The 19816-nt window shown below is 31.8% G+C and carries 20 protein-coding genes; 13 read left to right on the top strand and 7 right to left on the bottom strand.

The features are described from left to right. The first annotated feature begins 19 nt into the window (after positions 1-19). The gene (gene accD, locus ACZ2G2_RS03315) at positions 20-877 is read left to right on the top strand and encodes an acetyl-CoA carboxylase, carboxyltransferase subunit beta (RefSeq protein ID WP_101016852.1); all 858 of its coding nucleotides are present in this window, start codon (positions 20-22) and stop codon (positions 875-877) included. Positions 878-917: 40 nt separating this feature from the next. On the opposite strand, the gene def is transcribed toward accD, so the two are convergent. Then, positions 918-1541 (bottom strand): peptide deformylase, encoded by a 624-nt coding sequence (def, locus tag ACZ2G2_RS03320; RefSeq protein ID WP_470393968.1) that lies wholly within the window; start codon positions 1539-1541, stop codon positions 918-920. Positions 1542-1685: 144 nt separating this feature from the next. Between def and rpsO the strand changes: the two genes are divergently transcribed. The 3 genes from rpsO to ACZ2G2_RS03335 all read left to right on the top strand — a co-directional run bounded on the left by rpsO (position 1686) and on the right by ACZ2G2_RS03335 (position 6004). Continuing rightward, positions 1686-1955 carry a 30S ribosomal protein S15 gene (rpsO, locus tag ACZ2G2_RS03325; RefSeq protein WP_281846847.1) on the top strand — a complete coding sequence of 90 codons (270 nt, stop codon included), beginning with the start codon at positions 1686-1688 and terminating at the stop codon, positions 1953-1955. A gap of 186 nt (positions 1956-2141) precedes the next feature. Continuing rightward, positions 2142-4382, top strand: a complete 2241-nt coding sequence (locus ACZ2G2_RS03330; RefSeq protein ID WP_470393969.1) for a polyribonucleotide nucleotidyltransferase — start codon at positions 2142-2144, stop codon at positions 4380-4382. Between the two features lie 197 nt (positions 4383-4579). Further along, positions 4580-6004, top strand: coding sequence for a glycosyltransferase family 2 protein (locus ACZ2G2_RS03335; protein ID WP_470393970.1), 1425 nt, complete (start codon positions 4580-4582; stop codon positions 6002-6004). Positions 6005-6117: 113 nt separating this feature from the next. Here ACZ2G2_RS03335 and ACZ2G2_RS03340 read toward each other — a convergent pair whose 3' ends face one another. After that, the gene (locus ACZ2G2_RS03340; RefSeq protein WP_470393971.1) at positions 6118-7113 is read right to left on the bottom strand and encodes a hypothetical protein; all 996 of its coding nucleotides are present in this window, start codon (positions 7111-7113) and stop codon (positions 6118-6120) included. A 170-nt stretch (positions 7114-7283) separates the two neighbouring features. On the opposite strand from ACZ2G2_RS03340, the gene ACZ2G2_RS03345 reads away from it, so the two are divergent. The 4 genes from ACZ2G2_RS03345 to ACZ2G2_RS03360 are packed head-to-tail and all read left to right on the top strand — an operon-like array spanning position 7284 to position 10922. Then, positions 7284-8078 (top strand): hypothetical protein, encoded by a 795-nt coding sequence (locus ACZ2G2_RS03345; protein WP_470393972.1) that lies wholly within the window; start codon positions 7284-7286, stop codon positions 8076-8078. Positions 8079-8094: 16 nt separating this feature from the next. Further along, a complete protein-coding gene (locus ACZ2G2_RS03350) occupies positions 8095-9147 on the top strand; it encodes a hypothetical protein (RefSeq protein ID WP_470393973.1) in 1053 nt (350 codons plus the stop codon). Between the two features lie 34 nt (positions 9148-9181). Then, positions 9182-9733 carry an RNA polymerase sigma factor gene (locus ACZ2G2_RS03355; protein WP_282069106.1) on the top strand — a complete coding sequence of 184 codons (552 nt, stop codon included), beginning with the start codon at positions 9182-9184 and terminating at the stop codon, positions 9731-9733. Beyond that, entirely contained in the window at positions 9723-10922 is a 1200-nt protein-coding gene (locus tag ACZ2G2_RS03360; protein ID WP_470393974.1) for a hypothetical protein, read from the top strand. Before ACZ2G2_RS03355 ends, ACZ2G2_RS03360 begins: the two co-directional genes overlap by 11 nt. A 47-nt stretch (positions 10923-10969) precedes the next feature. Here the strand turns inward: ACZ2G2_RS03360 and ACZ2G2_RS03365 are convergent, their stop codons facing one another. Beyond that, positions 10970-11356: a hypothetical protein gene (locus tag ACZ2G2_RS03365; protein ID WP_470393975.1), complete on the bottom strand. Its 387-nt coding sequence runs from the start codon at positions 11354-11356 to the stop codon at positions 10970-10972. 136 nt (positions 11357-11492) lie between these two features. Between ACZ2G2_RS03365 and ACZ2G2_RS03370 the strand changes: the two genes are divergently transcribed. Continuing rightward, positions 11493-12491, top strand: a complete 999-nt coding sequence (locus ACZ2G2_RS03370; protein WP_090837886.1) for a hypothetical protein — start codon at positions 11493-11495, stop codon at positions 12489-12491. Here the strand turns inward: ACZ2G2_RS03370 and ACZ2G2_RS03375 are convergent. After that, on the bottom strand, positions 12488-13150 hold the full coding sequence (locus ACZ2G2_RS03375) for a hypothetical protein (RefSeq protein ID WP_090837888.1): 663 nt from the start codon (positions 13148-13150) through the stop codon (positions 12488-12490). The two genes, ACZ2G2_RS03370 and ACZ2G2_RS03375, sit on opposite strands and share 4 nt — an antisense overlap. Before the next feature lie 117 nt (positions 13151-13267). On the opposite strand from ACZ2G2_RS03375, the gene ACZ2G2_RS03380 reads away from it, so the two are divergent. The 4 genes from ACZ2G2_RS03380 to rpe all read left to right on the top strand — a co-directional run bounded on the left by ACZ2G2_RS03380 (position 13268) and on the right by rpe (position 16609). After that, positions 13268-14236 carry a hypothetical protein gene (locus tag ACZ2G2_RS03380; RefSeq protein ID WP_470393976.1) on the top strand — a complete coding sequence of 323 codons (969 nt, stop codon included), beginning with the start codon at positions 13268-13270 and terminating at the stop codon, positions 14234-14236. A gap of 256 nt (positions 14237-14492) precedes the next feature. Beyond that, positions 14493-15356, top strand: coding sequence for a sigma-70 family RNA polymerase sigma factor (locus ACZ2G2_RS03385; RefSeq protein ID WP_090837891.1), 864 nt, complete (start codon positions 14493-14495; stop codon positions 15354-15356). A gap of 140 nt (positions 15357-15496) precedes the next feature. Then, positions 15497-15904 (top strand): BLUF domain-containing protein, encoded by a 408-nt coding sequence (locus ACZ2G2_RS03390; RefSeq protein WP_157823477.1) that lies wholly within the window; start codon positions 15497-15499, stop codon positions 15902-15904. 42 nt (positions 15905-15946) lie between these two features. Continuing rightward, entirely contained in the window at positions 15947-16609 is a 663-nt protein-coding gene (gene rpe / locus ACZ2G2_RS03395) for a ribulose-phosphate 3-epimerase (RefSeq protein ID WP_090837894.1), read from the top strand. 60 nt (positions 16610-16669) lie between these two features. Here the strand turns inward: rpe and ACZ2G2_RS03400 are convergent, their stop codons facing one another. From ACZ2G2_RS03400 to ACZ2G2_RS03410, 3 genes are all read right to left on the bottom strand, one after another. Continuing rightward, positions 16670-17089 carry a CBS domain-containing protein gene (locus ACZ2G2_RS03400; RefSeq protein ID WP_101204061.1) on the bottom strand — a complete coding sequence of 140 codons (420 nt, stop codon included), beginning with the start codon at positions 17087-17089 and terminating at the stop codon, positions 16670-16672. A 78-nt stretch (positions 17090-17167) separates the two neighbouring features. After that, positions 17168-18049, bottom strand: a complete 882-nt coding sequence (locus ACZ2G2_RS03405) for a zinc-dependent peptidase (protein WP_470393978.1) — start codon at positions 18047-18049, stop codon at positions 17168-17170. Between the two features lie 12 nt (positions 18050-18061). Beyond that, on the bottom strand, positions 18062-19627 hold the full coding sequence (locus ACZ2G2_RS03410; protein WP_470393979.1) for a glycerol-3-phosphate dehydrogenase/oxidase: 1566 nt from the start codon (positions 19625-19627) through the stop codon (positions 18062-18064). Positions 19628-19816: the final 189 nt, after the last annotated feature.

Raw genomic sequence — 19816 nt, forward strand, 5'->3', positions numbered from 1 at the left:
CCCAAAATAGTAAATCAATATGGCTTGGTTTAAAAGAAAAGAAAAAGGAATAACAACTGAAACCGCAGAGAAAAAAGACATCCCAAAAGGGTTGTGGTATAAATCTCCAACTGGTAAAATAGTAGACTCTAAAGAGCTTGAAAAAAACTTTTACGTAAGCCCAGAAGATGGTTACCACGTAAGAATTGGAAGTAAAGAATACTTTGGAATCCTATTTGACGACAATAAATTTAAAGAGCTAGACGAAAATCTAACCTCTAAAGACCCTTTAAAATTTGAGGATACTAAAAAATATCCAGACCGTTTAAAAGCTGCTGAAGAGAAAACAAACCTTAAAGATGCTGTACGTTGTGCAGTAGGAAAATCTAAAGGAAAAGATTTGGTAATCGCTTGTATGGACTTTGCCTTTATTGGTGGATCAATGGGTAGTGTTGTAGGAGAAAAAATTGCACGTGCTGCAGAATATTCTTTAAAAAAGAAATTGCCTTTAATGATTATTTCTAAATCAGGAGGCGCACGTATGATGGAAGCTGCATTATCTTTAATGCAATTAGCTAAAACATCTGCAAGACTAGGACAATTAGCTGATGCTGGAATCCCTTACATCTCATTATGTACAGATCCAACAACAGGTGGTACAACAGCTTCTTTTGCAATGTTAGGTGATATTACAATTGCAGAGCCAGGTGCATTAATAGGATTTGCAGGACCACGTGTAGTGCGTGACACTACAGGACAAGAATTACCAGAAGGTTTTCAAACCTCAGAATTTTTGTTAGAACATGGTTTCTTAGATTTTATTACACATCGTAAAGAACTAAAAAACAAAGTCAATTTATATATAGACCTGATTACAAATCAGCCTCTAAGAGCATAAAACAAAAAAAACCTTACTTTTCAGTAAGGTTTTTTTTATGTCAATTAGCATCTCTAATCTCCTTATCTAAATGATCCAGAAAAAGGATACCATATAAATGGTCTATCTCATGCTGGAAAATTACAGCAGTAAAATCTGTAATTGTTTCTACAACATGCTTGGCTTCCATAGTATCATACTCAATAGTAATTGATTTAGACCTAGAATTTAAAACCTCAACTCGATCTGGTATAGACAAGCAGCCCTCACGTCGTGTCTGCTTAATATCAGAATAGTTAGTAATTATAGGGTTTAAATAAACCTCAAAAGGCGCCTCGTCTTTATCAAAACGTTGTACCCAAATAATGTTTTTAAGTATCCCAACTTGTGGTGCAGCAATACCAACACCCATAGACATGCTATCTCTAACTGTAGCAAAAAGGCGGTCTGTAAATTGTTTCAAAACAAGATCGTTAACATCCGGTTTAACATAAGCACTTTTAGAACGCAATAAAATAGAGTCTTGTGTATTATTTATTTTAAACACACGCATCGGCTCTAAAGCCTTACCATTCATTATCATACCTACTTGCTTACTTGAAAAGTTTTTAGTTACTTTGGTTTTACTAGTACCACAGCTAGTTACTAGTAGTAATATGACTATAAGATTAATACAATTTTTCATTTTAAAAAATAGAGTTTACAATTTTCACTAATTTACACCTTTTATATAGTAAGCGGATTGTTTGTTATTTAATAAAAATAACTATATTTGCACCTCGAAAGATAAACTTTCGTATACATAACAATCATTTACAATAATATTAGAATGTACATCACAAAAGAAGCAAAAGCAGAGATTTTTGCAAAACACGGTAAAGACGCTAAGAATACTGGATCTGCAGAAGGTCAAATAGCATTATTCACAGCTAGAATTTCACACTTAACTGAGCACTTAAAACAAAATCGTAAAGATTATAACACAGAGCGTTCTTTAGTAATGTTAGTAGGTAAAAGAAGAAGCTTACTTGATTACTTAATTAAGAAAGATGTCTTAAGATATCGTGCAATAGTAAAAGAATTAGGATTAAGAAAATAATCTCAATACAAAGACCACGCTTTTTAGCGTGGTTTTTTGATATAAAACAACTCGATTACAACGAGTTAATTAATAAGAAGCTAGGTCTAAATAAACTTTAGGTCTATCGGTTTTTCATTGGTCATTACAACTACTACTACACTACCACAACACAACGACCATTGTTTAATTAGAATTAAAAAATTTATGATTCCAAAAGTATTTAAAGAGGTCATTGACCTTGGTGATGGAAGAGAAATCTCTATCGAAACAGGAAAACTGGCTAAACAAGCGCACGGTAGCGTTGTTGTACAGTCAGGAAAATGTATGATGTTATGTACGGTTGTTTCAAACTACAAACAATCTCCAGTAGACTTTTTACCATTAACGGTAGATTACCGTGAAAAGTTTGCAGCAGCAGGTCGTTACCCAGGTGGTTTCTTCAAAAGAGAAGCAAGACCTAGTGATGGTGAGGTATTAACTATGCGTTTAGTGGATCGTGTTTTACGTCCATTATTCCCAAAGGATTACCACTCTGAAGTACAGGTAATGATCCAATTAATGTCTCATGACGAAAACGTTATGCCAGACGCAATGGCTGGTTTAGCAGCATCTGCAGCTATCCAGTTATCAGATTTCCCGTTTGAATGCCCTATCTCTGAAGCAAGAGTTGGACGTATCAACGGAGAATTTGTAATCAACCCAACAAGAGCACAATTAGCAGAATCTGATATCGATATGATGATTGGAGCTTCAGCTGATTCTGTAATGATGGTTGAAGGTGAAATGGATGAAATTTCTGAAGAAGAAATGGCAGATGCAATTAAATTTGCCCATGAAGCTATTAAAGTACAATGTGCTGCTCAAGTAAAATTAGCAGAAGCTTTTGGTAAAAAAGAAACACGTGAGTACGAAGGAGAAAGAGAAGATGAAGCTTTAGAGAAGAAAGTTTACGATATGGCATACGATAAAGTATATGCTATAGCAAAAGCTGGATCTGCTAAACATGAAAGAACAGCTGCATTTGCTGAAATTAAAGACGGTATTAAAGCTACTTTTTCTGAAGAAGAATTAGCAGATTTCGGAGATTTAGTTTCAAAATATTACAGAAAAGCAGAAAAATCTGCTATTAGAAACTTAACTTTAGATGAAGGTTTACGTTTAGATGGTCGTAAGACTGACGAGATTAGACCAATCTGGTGTGAGGTAGATTACTTACCATCTACACACGGATCGTCAATTTTCTCTCGTGGAGAAACTCAAGCATTAGCTACAGTTACTTTAGGAACATCAAGAGACGCAAACAAAATAGATATGCCATCTTACGAAGGTGAGGAGAATTTCTATTTACATTATAACTTCCCTCCTTTTTGTACAGGTGAAGCTAGACCGTTAAGAGGAACTTCAAGAAGAGAAGTTGGTCACGGTAACTTAGCACAACGTGGTTTAAAAGGAATGATTCCTGCAGATTGCCCTTACACAGTAAGAGTTGTATCTGAAGTATTAGAATCTAACGGATCGTCTTCTATGGCAACTGTTTGTGCTGGTACTATGGCATTAATGGACGCTGGTGTACAAATGATAAGACCTGTATCAGGTATTGCAATGGGATTAATTTCTGATGCAGAGACTGGTAAATTTGCTGTATTATCTGATATTTTAGGAGATGAAGATCACTTAGGAGATATGGATTTTAAAGTAACTGGTACTTCTAAAGGTATTACTGCTTGTCAAATGGATATTAAAGTAAAAGGATTGTCTTACGATGTATTAGAATCAGCATTAGCACAAGCTCGTGATGGTCGTATCCACATCTTAGGAAAATTAACTGATACTATCCAAGCGCCTAACGCTGATGTTAAGGAGCATGCTCCGACAATGGTTACAAGACGTGTACCAAACGAATTTATTGGTGCTTTAATTGGACCTGGAGGAAAAGTAATCCAAGAGATGCAAAAAGAGACTGAGACAACTATCGTTATTAACGAAGATCCAGTAACTGAAGAAGGTATCGTAGAAATATTAGGAGTTGGTAAAAAAGGTATTGATGCTGTTATGGCAAAAATTGATGCTATTTTATTCAAACCTACCGTTGGAAGCGTATACGAAGTAAAAGTGATCAAAATGTTAGATTTTGGAGCTGTTGTTGAGTATTTAGATGCACCAGGAAACGAAGTGTTATTACACGTAAGTGAATTAGCATGGGAACGTACAGAAAATGTTTCTGACGTTGTAAATATGGGTGATGTTTTTGATGTGAAGTATTTCGGACTTGATCCAAGAACTCGTAAAGAAAAAGTATCTAGAAAAGCAATCTTGCCTAAACCAGAAGGTTATGTAGCAAGACCACCAAGAGATGACAAACGTTCTGGTGGACGTGATAATAGAGGTTCTCGTGACAACAGAGGTCGTGATGACAGAAAACCAAGAGAAGAGAAAAAAGATTAATTCTTTTTAAACTTTATATAATAAGAAAGCCCAACAGTTATGTTGGGCTTTTTTTATGCAGTTATTTTAACTAATCATTTTTATTTACACATGACTTTCAAATTATAAAATTTTCTTAAAAGTGACAAACAAAACATCCAAACCTTTGTATATAGCGTAACTCTAGTAGTTTTTAATTTATAAAATCCCTAAAATTTATGGCTACTAAAATTACCAACCTTACCAAAAACAAATCCCTAAACCCAAGATTAAGCAATCGCATTAATGGCTTCTTTCATAGTAAAGGAATTACAGGAAGCCCACAAAATAGATTAGTCTTATTAAGCACCTTCTTATTTATAGCTTTAGGCGTCTATTTTTTCTATGTATTTCATAACGACTTCGAAGCTTTTAACAACACGCAACTAAACACAACATTAGGGTTTACTTTTATAATAGCAGCCACTAGCCTATTTGCATACAAAATTCTGTTTTTTATATTCACTGGATACAACTACTTTAAGTACAAACCAATTACGTCTGTTACAGATAAAGAGTTACCAACCGTAACGGTTATAGTACCTGCTTACAACGAAGGAAAACAAGTTTGGGATACACTAATGAGTTTAGCAAAAAGTGATTATCCAGAACACAAATTACAATTACTAGCTATAGACGATGGAAGTTTAGACGACACCTGGACATGGATACTAGATGCTAAACAAAAACTAGGAAATCGTTTAGAAATTTTTAAACAACCTAAAAATCAAGGCAAGCGTCAAGCATTATATCGCGGGTTTAATCTTGGAACAGGAGATATCTTTGTTACTGTAGATAGCGACTCAATTGTTACGCCGGATACTTTAAGAAATTTAGTAAGTCCTTTTATAAAAGATGACAAATGTGGTGCTGTAGCAGGTAATATTAGAGTATTAAATAATAAAAATGAAATGCTTCCAAAAATGTTGGATGTAAGTTTTGTAATGAGTTTTGAGTTTGTAAGATCTGCAGAGAGTAATTTAAACTCAGTATTATGCACTCCGGGAGCATTAGCAGCATACAGACGTCAGGCGGTATTTAACTGTTTGCCGGAATGGATCAATCAAAAATTTATGGGACAACCTTCAGACATTGGAGAGGATCGCGCCTTAACAAACATGATACTAAAACAAGGTGAACATGTGCTATTTCAAAGTAATGCAGTAGCTTATACTAATGTCCCTGAAGAATATTTAGGGTTATATAAAATGTTTATCCGTTGGGGACGAAGCAATGTTAGAGAGAGTTTAGAAATGGCTAAATATGTATTTACAGATTTTAGAGAAGGAAATAAAACAGGTACACGATTATTATTTTTTAGCCAGTTTTCTAAATTAGTAATGAGCTATCCTATGGTTTTATTTATGTTGTTTTTTGTCTTAGTACATCCGCTCTTATTTATTGGTTCTACTTTGGTAAGCATTTTAATACTATCTACTTTTTCATTATTGTTTTTTACTAATCAACATAAAACTTACCAAGGTTTTTGGGCATACTCGTATAGCATCTTATATACCTTTGGATTATTCTGGATTACACCTTACGCCATAGCCACAGCTAGCAGAAGCGGTTGGTTAACGCGTGATTTAGTTAATGAAAAATAAATGTTTTATATATAAAAAAACGGATTAATTGCAGGCGTTTTATTTGATTATAAAAATCAACAACACCTTATAATTAATCCGTTTTAAATTTAAAAAATCTAATTAGAACAAAACTAATCTTCTAAATAATCAATTTCAAAATGTCTAGTTTCAATTTTATTAGCTTCAAATTTTTGCTTTAAATTTTTTGATATTCTTATAAAATATTTACCATCAGATTTGTCATAATCATTATCAATTATTTTTTGCCCATATGCTGCGCATTTATCTGGCTGATCTAAATAATAATATATTTTAGCAAGATTAAAATAACTTGCATACCTTACTTTTCTCATTTTCTTTTTCTTCCCTTGGTAGTTATCTACCACATTTTCAAAATAAAGAATAATAGGTTCTAACTCTTTTTCCAATTCACCAATAGGTTGATCATACTCCATATTATCAATAATCTCTTTCAGTTTGTCAAAATTTTCATGATGTTTAGCAAATTCAGGATGCTTTTTAGAACCTAGAATCCAGAAAAAATCGTACTTATTAATGAAAGGAACAAACCCAAAAGTCGCATTCAAATAACCTCTAGCATTACTTATAATAGTGCTTTTATGCGCACTATTATATTTACTTCTCAGGTTATTCTTATTATTATTGTAATAATCACTTGCCTGTTTGTAAGTTGTATAATCTTTACTTTCAAAAACCTCTTTTTCAGAATAATTCTTAGTTTTAGCAGCTCCGGATATAATATTATTAACCATCATTGTTCCTGTAGATGTATAATTGGCGGTTACATTGTAGGTATAAGTAGTAGAGGTTACATTTCCTTCTTTATCCTTTTTTTCATGTTTTTCTTTATTTACGTTTACATCTTCCACCTGGGTACCGTGATAGGCAAAATCAATATCTAAGGTTCCTCCTTCAGATTCTCTTTTATATCCTGATATAGTCAGGCCAGAGACATTTGAAGAATACGTTCGGTTTTCCTTTTCCAAAATAGGATTAGAAGGCAAACTAACATAAGAGACATTAACTTTTTCTCTATCTAAATTAGTGCTTTGAGACAAAGACAATGTTGTAAATAATAATAATGGTACTAAAAAATGGGATTTCATATTAAACATTTTAATTAAAATTGGTTGAAAATTGGTTGAAAATTATTTTAGGATGCTCAATATAAGAGAAGTATTTCAAAAAAAAGATATCCAAACATTAAAATAAATCTTTATTCCACGCAACCTTTTTTAAATATAGAGACTATAGGTAAACCTCTAAACCATTAATAATGAAAAACGCTATTAAAATTTTATTCCTATTTTCAACACTATTAGTACTATTTTCTTGTAATAATAATGATATAGATGAAACACTGCCTATTGAAAATCCGATATTGTTACAAAAAGCAACTACACGATTCCCTAATAATAATTTATATAGGATTGTAGAATACTTCTATACAGAAAACAAACTAACAAGAGAACACCTTTATAATAGCGAAGAAGAACTTATTAGCGTCTTTACATACACTTACAATAATAACAACCTTCCTATTCGAGCTAACAGATACGATGAAAATGACAATTTAACAAGCTATGTACTATTTTACTATAATAACAACGACGAATTTATTAGTTATATAACTTTTGAGGAATCTAATATGACTGCTCAAAAGCACGATCTAATTTACAATACAAGCAACTCTGTTACTGATAACATATACGTCGGAGATTATACCATACAAGATCAAAACATTGGAGAGAATAATTATATAATTGATGACAATGGTAATAGAACAACCTTAACCACTAATAACTACTCAATAACCTACACTTACGATGATAAAAATGGGTTATTCAAAAATATTGCTTCAAAAAACATCTTAAATCAAGCCCACAGTTTAGACGATATTATAAACGCAGGCACTAATAATAATGCCTTAAGTTTTGAATACAACGGGAATAACATTATTGATCATGTTGATTTAATTTATACTTACAACGACTCTAATTATCCTATTAGTCGAACTCAAGAAAGTGCTGAATTCGGAACCTCTTTAACTACTGAATACATCTATTATTAATCATAAAATAAAACATATGAAAAACGCTATTAAACTATTATCGGTATTTATACTATTACTTTCTTTCTTGTCCTGCGAAAACGAACCTATTGGAGGACTAAATATTAATGCAGAAGAAGTAATTGCGGTACACTCTGAGTTATACAACAACTTAGCTAGAATGACAGATGATCCAGAAGAAGAGTTACCTGTAACCTGTGTAGAATTTAACTATCCTATAACCATGTATGCATTTGATGCTGACCTACAATTATTAACCACTACATTAATACAAAACGACGCCTTATTCTTAACCTACTTAAATAACTTAGAAGACGACTATTCTATAAGTATTAGTTACCCAATAACTACACAACTAGAAGATGGCACCACATTTACCATTAATAACAATCAAGAGTTAAAAGAAAACATAGAATCTTGTATTGAAGAGGTAGAGGCAATTGAAGCTGAAGCCTGTCTGTTTTTAATAAACAATTGTGTATGGAAAGTGGGTTACACTAGAGATATGGACAACACCTATCTAGGTGCCGTATTTAATGAAGACAATGGATCTACAGCTTTTACACATGATGATCAATTACTTTTTGGATCTTGGTCTACATTATTTATTGAAGGAGAAATGCATATAAATATCAGTCTAAACAACAGTGGTATTATTGGAGATTATTTTAACTATGATTGGAAAGTAGACTACCTTGATAGCAATTCCCTAAAATTAACACATGAAGAAAAATCATTTGTCATACATCAATACTGTGATGATGATTATGCTCAATGTACAAATTTCGCGTTTGAAGAGTGTGAATTAGAAGCTACTCCTGGCGTTGCTGAATTCATCTTTGATAACTATGCGTTTTGTATTACAAACATACTTCAAATAGACAGCGCAACAACAAACCTTATTTATTTTGAAACAGAAGAAGATGCAGAAAACAACACAAATCCAATACTATCGGACCAAGTTTACCTAAATACATCACAATTTCAAAATGTATATATTCGTGTTGAAAACCTAACGGATGACACCTATTATACTATTAGTATATTAATCATAGCACAACCTTGTTAATCAATTAATCAACTGTTTATTTAAACCACAGTATTTGGAGCTAGAACAACTTATAAAAGCTTGCCGAAAAAATAACCTAAAGGCACAAGGCGATTTATATCAAAAATATAAAGACACCTTGTACATACTGTGCCTTAAATATTCCAAAAACAGTGACGAAGCACAAGACAACCTGCATGATTCCTTTATAGAAATTTTTAATAGCATAAAAAAATATAAAGGTAAAGGGTCTTTCGAAGGATGGATGAAACGCATTACCATCAATCAAGCTATTAATAAATATAAAAAAGAAAGACCCTTTAATATTGAAATTAAAAATGACATACTAGAGGACACAACAGTTACTGAAGACGATTTAGACATAAAACTAGATAGTATTTTAAACTGTATCCAAGAGTTACCAGACCAATATCGTTTAGTGTTTAACCTATACCAACTTGATGACTATTCGCATAAAGAAATAGCTGACCTATTAAATATTTCTGTAAACACATCTAAATCTAATTTACACAGAGCAAAAGCTATTTTAAAGGAAAAAATTACTACACTAAATAATAACAAACCTAAATTATACTATGGAAGTTAACAAAGACATAGGTGAAGGAATTAAGCACCGACTGAAAGACCTAAATAAGGCTCCAGACGTTATGGTTTGGGCTAAAATCGAAGCTGATTTAAAAAAGAAAAAGAAAAGACGCTTTCTGTTTTTCTTACTTCCAACTATTGGCCTATCCTTAATACTGTTATTAATATTTAAAATAAAGACAGACAAAAAAGAAGCAACGATAAATACGGATGCGATATCTAATACTTCAATAAATAAGGTTAAAAACACAACAACAATAAGTACAAAAACAAACTTTAGCAAGTCAAATAACAACACCACTAGTTTAGATAGTAATGCTATAGGTAGCATTACTGTTAAGCAAAATAAACCACTAAATAATAACACATCTACTAACAAGTACCAAACAAATAGCAATAGCAAGTTTAAGAACAACCCTTCTAAACCAACTAACACTAGCGGTTATACCATCTTAAATAAAACAAATAACACAACTAAACTTAAGACTACAACTTTAAGTAATACAACAAAAAAACAAAAAATAATTCCTGCAGATAGTTTGATAACAAGCACTGTTAAAAAAGACCTCTTAGCATTAAAAAAACAAGCCGATAGTATCTCTAAGAAACAAGTATTAAAACAAAAAAATGCAGTTAAGACAGATAGTATTAATCAAAAAATAATAAAAAAATGGAGCGTAATGCCTTATGCCTCTCTAGACTATTTTGGCAGTTTAAATCATGCTACAAAAGATAATACGTCCACTAATTATGGAATAAAACTAAGCTATTTAGCCACAGAAGATATTTCTCTAAGGATTGGAGTCGCTAAGTTAGATTTAAACTTTACATCAAACGAAGACACATATAATTTTACAGAAAAAATCAGTTATTATGAAATTCCTTTGGAAATCAAACAAAGAATATTAAAAGGAAAAGCTAATACATCAATCATTGCAGGCGTCAGTTATTTAATGCTTGATAAGGCCTCCATATATACGGATGGTATAGAAAATAATCTTCAAATAGAATCTATAGAAAACACAAACATGTCTCTTAATTTAGGTTTAGGTTTTGATACTTTATTACTTAAAAAATTACATTTTGTTTTGGAACCTATGTTTAAGTACCACTTTAAACCTTTAGAAAACAGGTTAGACTCAAAAACCTACACGCTATCCATTCTTGGAGGATTAGAATACAAGTTTTAAATTAGTTAGTCTAAAAAGCCCATCGTATTTTGATGGGCTTTTTTATATTAATTAGAAGGTTGGATATCACCAATTTGTGGGCCATTCCAATTGGTAATTGCTAAAACCAATATACCCACAACTGTTATAATCGGGACAGCTACACCTAAAATAGTAGACAGACTTTTATTGTGTAATCTTACCTGCTTTAAATCGTCCATATCTAAAACAGTCTTACTAACGTTATCTCCTTTTCCTTTTAAACCATAAAACTGACCATCCTCAAAAACAACCTTATTAAACTTCAAGGTCTTGTTATCATTTGTTTTAACCTTCACCCTTTTTTGTGATTTAGAAGCTTCCTCTAAAGATACTGTCTGAGAATGATACACTCGGCAACTCTGTAACATGATTAACATCGTTAAACTGATACATACTAATTTAATTGTTTTCATAATTAAAAATTTTATTGGTTACACCTCTAAATTACTTGCAATAATTAACAAGATGTATTAAATAATGCTAAAAATCAGAACATAAACTATTGTATATCACAAGTTTTAACTAAATTCAAGTTATAATTTGTAAAATATGCAAGAACATTTTTTTACCTACCTAAAAAAGAAAAGTGCCAACAACAACTCTTTTGTTGATGAGATAGCGTCCGTTTTAGACATTGGGTATGACGCAGCTTATAGACGTATTAACAACAAAACAAGCCTAAGCCTAGAAGAAGCTGTTATATTGGCTAAACATTACAAAATATCACTTAACAACCTTTACCAGGTTGGTAGTCAAAACACTGTTTTAGTTGAAAAATCACCAATTATATCTAATGAAGCACACTTAGAGTCTTATTTTTCAAAATCCATTGAAAACCTAACTCCGTTAACTAAATTAAAGAGTGCTTCAATTTTATACTCTGCAAAAGATATCCCCTTATTTTACACCTTAAAAGACTCCTTTATAACACGTTATAAAATTTACGTTTGGTTAAAATTAACCAATAAAGAAATGACTAAAAGCAAAATTTCTTTTGATCAATTTATTGATACCATACCAAAATCTTTAATAGAAAAAGCCATACAACTTGGCGAAACTTATAACTTTATAAACATAACCGAATTCTGGAATGACAATACAATTAACGGGACCATACAGCAAATAATATACTTCTACGAATCTCAATTATTATCCAAAACATTGGCTTTAAAAATATGTGATGATTTAGAAGAAATTATTAATCATATTGAAGAACAAACCATACAACAGAGCATCATTAATTCAAAAAACAATGCGTCTTACCATTTATATAAAAGTGATTTATTAACAATGAGTAATATTATCATGGTAAAAACCAAACATAGAAAAACATTTTTTGTTCCGTATACTGTGCTAGAGTATTTAAAAATAGAGCATCAAGACACCTGTAACATTATGGATGATTTTTTTAATAGACAAATGACCAACTCTAAGTTATTAGTACATTCTGGAGAAAAAGACCGCACCTTGTTTTTTAATAAAATGCATCAAAAAATCAATAAATTAAAAGAAAGAATTCTAATTGATGTAAATTTTCAATTTGATTAAAAACTATATCGTATCCGAGGGATTAAACTAATTGCTCCAATATTTTCCTGAAGAGCGCCTTCTATTTTATAAGGCGAATAATTTAAACCCAAACTAAAGGTTAGCTCCTCATTACTTCTAAATTTTTTGACAAAATCTAAAGCTGGAGCCATTAAAAAAGCAGTCACGACTTCATATTTTTCGCTATCTTGATTGTCTCCAGTATAAAAAGGATTTCTAGCATCTGTTTTAATTACTGAAGCTCCAACACCTAAACTAAGATGTAATTGCGAATTTACATTTTGACTTAGATTTTTCTTAAATCTAAGCATCGGATTAAACATAAAAGAGGCTTTTGCTTGTATAGTATCCGTGGTTCTGACAAATAAAAAAGATTGTTTTTGATCTGGAATTACAAATTGTAACGCTAACTCTAAAGATTTTGTTTTGGTTACCGGAAAATCTAAACTTAATTCCAACACAGGTGATGGACCAAAATAATCTTGTAATTTACCTTGGGGCAATAACACACCTCCTCCTATTTTAAACGTCACGGTTTTAAAATACGCTTTATAATAATCGTGATATTGATTACTATTGGTCACATAAAGTGTATCGTTTTGTGCTTTACTAATTTGAACACTTATTAGTAATACTATGGTTAACAATAAATTTTTCATGAGTGTTGTTTTTTAAATTCAAGTCAAATCTATTGCTATAAACGCATTTGAAATGGAGCTTATCACGAAACGCAAAAGTAAATTTTGTGATTATCGCAAAATTTAGTAATTTACCTTATGTTTCAAACTACTTTTTTACAGCACTTAAAAAATGAATTACCAGAAAACACCTCAACTATTGATGCAGTCGCTACAGCATTAGATATAAGTTATGATGCTGCACATAGGCGTGTAAGTTTAAAAAGCAAACTGTCTTTAGACGAAAGCATTGCCTTAGCTAAATATTACAATCTATCTTTAGATCGTTTATTTGAAACCACATCTACGGAGTTTGTTACTATTGAAAAAACAAAGCATATTGAAAACGAAACCGAATTGCAACGTTATTTTGAAGCCTCTTACCAATCACTATTACCTTTATTAAAGCAAAAGAATAGCACCCTATTATACTCGGCTAAAGACATTCCTTTATTTTACAATTTAAACGGCGACCCTTTAAGTCAGTTTAAATATTATGTGTGGCTAAAGTTATTAGACCCTAAACTGGCTAATAAAAGTTTTGATAATTTTGCGCCTAGCCCATCTTTAATTGAAGCGGGAAAACAACTAGGCAGTTTATATAGTAATTTAAACACGCAAGAAGTTTGGGATATTACGACTATTAACAGTACTCTAAAACAAATACACTTTTACTTTGAGGCTGGGCAGGTCAAATCTAAAACTGCATTACTATTGTGTGATTTACTAAAACAATTAATTACGTCAATTTTTACCAAGTTAATTTCTGAAGATCATACTTTTTCTTTATATTATAATGAATTACATTTAATGAATAACAATGTTTTGGTTAGCACACCAAATAACCAAATGCTATATGTGCCATTTACATTGTTGTCCTATTACAAAACGGAAGATAAACACACGTGTCAAGAGGCAGAGCACTTTTTGAAAAAGCAATTACAGAACAGTAAATTACTAAATACAACAGGAGAGAAAGAACGCAATCATTTTTTTAATAAACTATTTTCTAAAATCGATGCCTTAAAACAATTAATAGAAGCGACACAGGTATTAGATTTTGAGTAAGCCACAACAGTAAGCGCGTTAAGGATGGAAGTGGCATCCTTTTTTATTTTGCCTGATCTATTTTGTGAAGCATGAACAACATAGGTAAAGTGCAAATAAAAAAGATATAACGGACAGCCTGACGCTTTTAAACCATTTTTTTGGCTTAAAAGGGTAACGCTAAAAAATAATTGCTTTTTTTTGTAACAAATTGTAACTTCTGTACGTATAACTACTGATAGCAAATTATTCACAAATAATAATTACCCTTATTTAGATGAGACAACTAAAAATTACCAAACAGGTTACTAACCGTGAAACCGCATCCTTAGATAAGTATCTACAAGAGATTGGGAAAGTTGACTTAATTACCGCAGATGAAGAGGTAGAATTAGCACAACGTATCAAGGCTGGAGATCAAGTAGCTCTTGAAAAACTGACTAAGGCTAACTTACGTTTTGTTGTATCTGTAGCTAAGCAATACCAAAATCAAGGATTAACACTTCCTGATTTAATTAATGAAGGTAACTTAGGATTAATTAAAGCCGGACAACGTTTTGATGAAACACGTGGTTTTAAATTTATATCTTATGCTGTTTGGTGGATTAGACAGTCTATTTTACAAGCGTTAGCAGAGCAATCTAGAATTGTACGTTTGCCATTAAATAAGATTGGATCTATTAATAAAATAAACAAGACTTTTGCTTTCTTGGAACAAGCGCATGAGCGTCCACCAAGTCCAGAAGAAATTGCTAAGGAATTAGACATGACTATTAACGATGTTAAGGAGTCTATGAAAAATTCTGGTCGTCACGTAAGTATGGATGCACCATTAGTTGAAGGTGAAGATTCTAACTTATATGATGTATTAAATTCTGGTGAGTCACCAAATCCAGATCGTGAATTATTACACGAATCTTTACGTACTGAAATTGAACGTGCTTTAGAAACACTAACGCCTCGTGAAGCTGATGTTATTAGATTATACTTTGGTTTAGGTAACCAACACCCAATGACTTTAGAAGAAATTGGAGAAACGTTTGACCTAACTAGAGAACGTGTTAGACAAATTAAAGAAAAAGCTATACGTAGATTAAAACACACGTCTAGAAGTAAAATATTAAAAACTTACTTAGGATAAAACCTGAGTTACGATAACAAACAGTTATTCATAACTGTTCGTTTTTTGATTGATGAAGAACCCGAAGCTGATTACTTCGGGTTCACTCATTTTAGACACTAAATCTTTATACTTTTATTTTTTTATTATTATTTATGGGTATGTTAAAAACCATTTGTTACAAAAGCGATGTCAATAAGACACTACAACTCTTGGAGTTTGAAGCTTTATTTAATCAAACACAATTAAAAAACGACAGTCATAATATTACTGGGTTTTTAGTTAAAAGAAACGATGTGTTTTTTCAGGTATTAGAAGGTAACCCAATAATTATAGACACTGTTTACGAGGACATAAAAAAAGACCGTAGACACTCCAATATTACTGAGTTTTTAAACACGTCTATCCCACAATTAAGTTTTAAAACGTTTGACATAGGTTATTCTGTTATTAAGGATGTTGACACACTTTATAGCTTACAACAGTTTGTTGCCAATTTAAACCAGCAAAAACATGAAAACAGTCCATTGTTTTTAGAAATAATTGAAGGCCTATTAAGTGACCACTAATAAAAAACCTTAGCTTTGTAAAAACAACACAAAACTAAAAAAATGTCTTCAAAATTAATTGCTCCGTCAATGCTCGCTGCCGATTTTGGTAACCTGCAACGCGACACAGAAATGGTAAATAATAGTGATGCCGACTGGTTTCATATTGATGTTATGGATGGTCACTTTGTACCAAACATATCTTACGGAATGCCGGTAATTGCTGCCATAAAAAAACATGCTAAAAAGCCTTTAGACGTCCATTTAATGATTGAAAAGCCAGAGCGCTACATTGAGGAGTTTGCAAAGGTTGGTGCAGATATAATTACTGTACATCATGAGTCTACAGTCCATTTACACCGTACTTTAAGACAAATTAAAGATGCTGGTTGTAAAGCTGGTATTGTTCTTAACTTAACAACACCTATATCCGTTTTAGAGGATATTTTACCAGAATGTTATATGGTGCTACTAATGTCTATCAATCCTGGATTTGGTGGTCAAAAATTTGAAGAAATCACTTATCAACGCGTTAAAAAATTGCGCAAAATGATTGATGAGCAAGGTCTTGACACTAAAATTGAAATTGATGGTGGTGTTACTGATAAAAACATTAAAAAACTTGTAGAAGCAGGTGCTGATGTTTTTGTAGCTGGTAGTCATGTTTTTAAAAGTGACAATCAAACCGAAACTATAAAAAACCTTAAAGCATTAGCTAACAGTTAAAATATAAAAAGGCTCCAAAATATGGAGCCTTTTTTTAATTACTTAATTAATATATTATCCCTAAAACTGATTGATTAAGTAATTAATTAAATCTGTTGTAGTAACAATACCAACCAAAACGTTATTATCTACAACAGGCAATGCGTGAAATTCTTTTTTTGCTAATAATTGAGCAACTTCTTTAATTGTGGTGCTACTAGATACACTTACCAGGTTTTTTGCCATTACCTGCTCTATTGTAAACATGTTATAGACCACACTTTCTACATCCACAGCATAATCGTCCGCAGCATCTGCAAAACTAATTCTAAGTAAGTCTGTGTAACTTAACATACCAATTATTTGATCTCCACTAACCACAGGAATATGTCTTATGTTATGGGCTTTAAATAATTTTTCTGCTTGTTCTAGATCATCAGTCTTATTTAAAGCAATGACATTACTTGTCATAATCTCTGATATTGGTGTTCTTTTTTTCATGGTGATAGCTTTTATTAATACCCTAAAGTTATGATTAATAGCGCTAAATAAACATGATAAAAGTCAGTAGAAATAGAATTAATATCCTGAGAAATTAAAATTAAGCATGCGCTTTACTTTATTATAGATTTCTGGAAATTGGGATTTAAATGCTTTTGGAGTTTCGATAAAATTTTCGATCAAGACTGCAATAAATTCGAAGTCATTTGTAAAGGCGTAATCTCTAAAATATTCAGATTGTTTAATTTTGTTTTTATAGTTACTGTCTGCATTAATAAAATCCGTTACCTCTTGTAATCCGCTCAGAAACAAATAAGACGACACACTATTTTTATACCCCGTTTTTAAAGCACTTAAATGTATGGCGTGAATAAACTCATGAATCCCTAAGTTTATATTATCGTCTTCTATTTTATAACCGATTAAAAAATCTTCCCACGAGAATATTACCGCTTTAAAACCCGGATTAAAGTGTCCTTTATGATACGCTTTATCCAGGTTAGAGTAAAAGCTAGAGGGATAAACTAATATCTTATCTACTAATTTGATGGCATAATCACGATATCCAAAGGTTAACATTATTGCTGTAGCAGAAATTAAAACACGTTGTTGCTCTGTAATAACTAAATCTTCCTTACCAATAAATTCCGTAGTACTTAAAAATTTATGAACTCGATGTCTAAAATAACGTTGCTCTTTAGATTTTAACGACTTATAAAAACTAAATTCGGTGTCAAGAATATGTTTCTGTTTAGGGCTTAAATCTCTTATACGAAAGTAAAAATGTCTAAATAAAGGTTTACCTCTAATATAATCTACATAGATACTTTCTATTAAATTGAAAAACCAAACAAGCGCTCCAACCACAACTACAATAGATAATATAATAGCAAAACCACCAATCACGTATTTATCGATCAAGGGGTTTTCTTGTAATTCTGTAGAAACGTGTTGAAGCATATGAAGTAAATCTTATTTTAAAACGTATTGTTCTGCCATCTTCACAAAGTCAGAAATTTGTTCAGCTTTCCATGCTGCTGTTTTATTTAATTCTTCTCTAATAAGCTCTCCAACCAATGGTGCAATTTCTATAGCTGCTTTAGCATCTAAAAACAAAACACGAACCCGTCTAGCAAGCACATCATCAATAGTTCTAGCCATTTCATTTCTTACAGCCAAAACAACTTCCGCCTTTGTAAATTGTAAACGTGGATGTAAGCGTACTGATAAGTCTGGATTTTCTGTAATTAAATCTGCAATAAGTGTTTGATCTGTTCCATAAATATATAAATGATTGGATCTATCCACTATCCCATTTGCACCATGTATTAGCAAGTCTTTTGTTTTACATTTTAATTTTGGCAACTTTTTAAGTGCGATTACTTTATTAATAGTATCCTGCGCCATTCTCCTATAGGTCGTCCATTTTCCTCCAGTAATTGTAATCAATCCAGAAGATGACACGATAATTTTATGGCTTCGTGAAATTTCTTTTGTTTTTTCAGAATTATCCTTTGGAGCAGCCAATGGTCTTAATCCTGCAAAAATGCTAAGCACATCTTTTCTAGTTGCCTTTTTATTTAAATATTTATTTGCTGTTTGAAGAATAAAGTCAATTTCTTGCTCTAATGGTTTGGGTTCTAAACTATGGCTATCTAATAAAGTATCTGTAGTACCAACTACAACTTTATTATGCCAAGGCACCAAAAATAGCACCCGACCATCCTCTGTTTTAGGAATCATGATAGCATCATTACCTGGTAAATAAGATTTATCAAAAACTAAATGAATCCCTTGACTAGGTCGTATAGACGTTTTAGCGCTTATATTATCCATTTTTAATACTGCATCAGAGAACACACCTGTGGCATTAATGACAACTGCTGCATTTAGCTTATATTCTAATCCCGACTCTGTATCTTTTGCAACAACACCATTAATCTTACCATCCGTATTTTTGAGTAACGTATTTACCTTAAAATGATTTAAAACAGTTGCTCCGTTTTCAATACAACTTTGTGCGATATTAACAGCTAATCTAGCATCATCAAATTGCCCATCGTAATACACGACACCTCCTTTTAATTTATCGTTTTTTAAGGTTGATAACCGGGATACCGTTTCTGACTTATTAATCCTTGTAGATTTTCCAAAACTTAACTTACCTGATAATAGATCGTACACTTTTAATCCAAGCGTATAAAAAGCGGAATCAAACCATCTATAATTAGGTATAATAAAGGACTGCTTGCTTACTAAGTGAGAAGCGTTTTTTAACATCAAACCTCTTTCATATAAAGCCTCACGTACTAAATCCACATGTCCTTGTGCTAAATATCTAACACCGCCATGTACTAGTTTTGTGCTTCGGCTAGAGGTTCCTTTTGCAAAATCAACCTGTTCCAACAATAAGGTCTTATAACCTCTTGTTGCGGCGTCCAAAGCAACACCCAATCCTGTTGCGCCACCACCAATAATAATGACGTCCCAATTTGAATTAGATTTTACCTGGTTTACTAAAGTTTCTCTGTTAAACATCTTATAGTTAAAAATTACAATGTTTACCAAATATATAAAATACCAACTGTTTATACGACAAACCTAAAAGAAGCTAAACAGATGAATTAAAACAATACTAAACTGGAAAATAAAAGACAACAAAAAACCAGAACTAATATTGAACACACTCAACTTTAACTCTGGTTTTTTATGTTTATTGTTGACCTC

This window comes from Olleya sp. KKT75 (assembly GCF_055635485.1).